The sequence below is a fragment of the Ilyobacter sp. genome (genome assembly GCF_041583315.1).
GTDB lineage: Bacteria > Fusobacteriota > Fusobacteriia > Fusobacteriales > Fusobacteriaceae > Ilyobacter.
Genome location: NZ_JBFHGC010000367.1, coordinates 1 through 2,988 on the forward strand (window position 1 = coordinate 1; position 2,988 = coordinate 2,988).

Here is a 2,988-nt window from a genome sequence, read left to right on the forward strand (position 1 = left end):
AACAGGACTGTCATGATCTTCATGGAGAGGGTCACTCATATCGCAGTTTGTCAGGTTCAGCTCTTCGATATCTGGCACGGCCTGTCTGTAAACAGGATCATTTTTATAATCATCAATATCTATAAGCGAAAGATAATAAGGTGTCGATGCAAATGGAAACTGCTCGATTGTTTTTTTCATGGATTTTTTTTCTTCGTCGTTAAACTCAATATTGAGTATTGATTCTAAAGTTTCAAGATCTTTAATAGAATGTTTTAACTGCCATTTCCAATTATACCAATCGGAAATATTTGATTCGCTGTTCAATTTTTTTACTATTTGTTCTCTGTTAAGTTTTTTATTCATAAAAATTTAACACCCCCAGAACACTCTAACACGTAATTCAATATCAGTCAAACTTATAAAAAGAATTATGCATTACTTTTTTCAATACCTAAAATTACTTTTTTCTTTTTTTAAAAAGTTTTTTTGATTATTTTAGTTTGTTTAAGTTCTTAGTATGATTTTTTATCTGGAAAAAAACAGCGATCCAAACTACCCAGAACTTATTTTTTAATCAGAAAAAGATTCTAAAATTCATTGAATGTATCTATATGTTATTAAAAAATGTGAACATAAATGATTTTGAAGAAAGAATTGATTTTACTAGTCAAAATATTCTGAAATCAATTGGAATCCAAAGATTTTAAAAAATCAAAAATCATCTCATAAAATTATGTATGTTTTTTTATATTGCTTGACAAATCGGCTCTAATGAAGTAGTTTATATACAAATTTAAAATTAATATTAAAGTTATTTTACTATTATTTAATTCATATATTTTGAAGAAGGGGGAGAAATTATGAGTCAATTTACATCAAAACATTCCCAGGGGAAATATCTTTCAGACGGGGTTTTTGGGGTTGCAAAAGAAGCTAGAGAGAAAAAAGCAGAAATAGGAAATGACAAGGTTATTGATTCAACTCTTGGGGTGTTTTTTACTGAAAACGAGGAGTTGGGTACTCTGGCAACTTTTTTTAAAAAATACAATGAGCTTGACTCTCTAAAAAAAGCTAAATATTCCGAAGCTATTGTCGGAAACAAGAAATATCTAGAAGCAGTTGAAAACTGGGTTTTAGATGATGTAAAAAGGGATTTTTATGTGAGAAGTGTTGCTACTGCAGGGGGAACAGGGGCACTAAGTAATACCATGTGGAATCATTTGGATGCTGGACAAGCTATTGTCATTCCAAACATAGCGTGGGGATCATACAAGGTAATGGCCAGAGAGTACTCGCTAGAAGCTTCAGAATATGAGCTTTTTAACGAAAATGATACTTTTAATGTAAAATCATTCTTAGACAAATGCAGTGAAGCTGTAGATAAACACGGGAAAGTGGTGGCAATAATCAATGATCCTTGCCATAACCCTACTGGATATACAATGAGCGATGAAGAGTGGAAAGAAGTTATAGAGGGGCTCAATATCATAGGAGAAAAAGGACCTGTTGTGCTCATAAATGACATAGCCTACATGGATTTTTCTTTCAACGGGCTAGTAGAATCCAGAAAATATATGAATGCATTTAACAGTATATCTGATAACGTAATGATAGTAGTAGCATTTTCAATGTCTAAAAGTTTTACAAGTTATGGGTTCAGGGTAGGAGCACAAATAGCACTTGCAAAAAAAGAGGAAACTGTAGAGGAATTCAAAAAAATAACTGAGTTTTCATGCAGATCAAGATGGTCTAATATCCCCAATGGCGGTATGGAAATATTTTCTGATATAATGGGTGATGCTGATCTTCTTAAAAAATCAAACGAAGAGAGGGCTGAGTTTGTAGATATGCTGGCTGCAAGAGGGAATATATTCATATCTGAAGCCAGAGAGTGCGATCTTCCAATATATCCTTATAAAGAAGGATTTTTTGTAACAGTCAGACTCAGTAAAGAGGATACTGTAAACCTACAGGAAGCACTAAAAAAGAAAAATATTTTCACAGTGGCTGTAGGCGGAGGTATAAGAATAGCTCTTTGCGGACTTACAAAGAAAAAAGTAAAGGGACTTGCATTTGTCATAAAAGAAACACTGGACGAAATGAAGAAGGGATAACAATAAATAATATAGGGGGCTCTGGAAAATTTTCCAGAGCCCCTATTTACTGTCTGCATATATTTTATAAATTACTGAATTCATAAAAGAAATTAAAGTTTCAATGAAATTGAGAGTTTGAGACATATAAAAGTAAAAAAAATCTTGACAAATGAGCCTAATTACTGTAAATTAACTTTAATGAGCGAGCTGGAATTGGTGAAAGCCGGCATTTTTTTTAAACTTTGTAATTGTTAATAGAATATCTGTTTTTTAGAGAACTTTAAATATATTTATATGAACCCTCTCGTGCTATGCATGGTTGGTAGTAGTATATGTGTTTTACAGGGATTTAAAATCATTTGAGCTTATTGTTTTTTTTAAGCTGTGATTTTAAATGCCTGTATTTTTTTTTACAAATTTATAAGTTTTATACAGGTAAATAATATTTTAAGAGGTAAATTTATTTTAGTTAGAAAAATCAAAAATTTAAATATTTGATATATAGGGGGGAAAATATGTCTAAAAAGTTTAAAAGAGTTTTGATTGCAAACAGGGGTGAAATTGCGATAAGAATAATAAGGGCCTGTAAAGAGCTCGGGATAAGAGCTGTAGCCATATATTCTGAAGAGGATAAAACTTCTCTTTTCAGAATGAAGGCAGATGAGGCCTATATGATAGGGAAAAATAAGGGGCCTATCGATGCTTATCTGTCTATCGATGAAATAATAAGCCTGGCCAAAAAAAAGGGAGTAGACGCAATCCATCCTGGTTACGGATTCCTTTCTGAGAATCCTGAGTTTACAAGAAAATGTGAGGAAGCCGGGATAGAGTTCATAGGACCTACAGCAGAGATGATGGAGAGTCTGGGAGATAAGATAAAGTCTAAAATCGTCGCCGCTAAAGTGGGAGT

2 protein-coding genes and 1 pseudogene are annotated in these 2,988 nt (G+C 32.5%); 2 read left to right on the plus strand and 1 reads right to left on the minus strand.

Annotation, left to right across the window (positions count from 1 at the left end):
* Positions 1 to 345, minus strand: a pseudogene (locus ABZA26_RS11490) (lysine 2,3-aminomutase); the annotation flags it as partial.
* A 497-nt stretch (positions 346 to 842) separates the two neighbouring features.
* Between ABZA26_RS11490 and ABZA26_RS11495 the strand changes: the two are divergent.
* Together ABZA26_RS11495 and ABZA26_RS11500 are read left to right on the plus strand one after the other, a co-directional pair.
* A complete protein-coding gene (locus tag ABZA26_RS11495) occupies positions 843 to 2,096 on the plus strand; it encodes a pyridoxal phosphate-dependent aminotransferase (protein ID WP_372714663.1) in 1,254 nt (417 codons plus the stop codon).
* A gap of 497 nt (positions 2,097 to 2,593) precedes the next feature.
* Positions 2,594 to 2,988: biotin carboxylase N-terminal domain-containing protein (locus ABZA26_RS11500; RefSeq protein ID WP_372714664.1), on the plus strand; the 395-nt coding region annotated here is incomplete at its 3' end.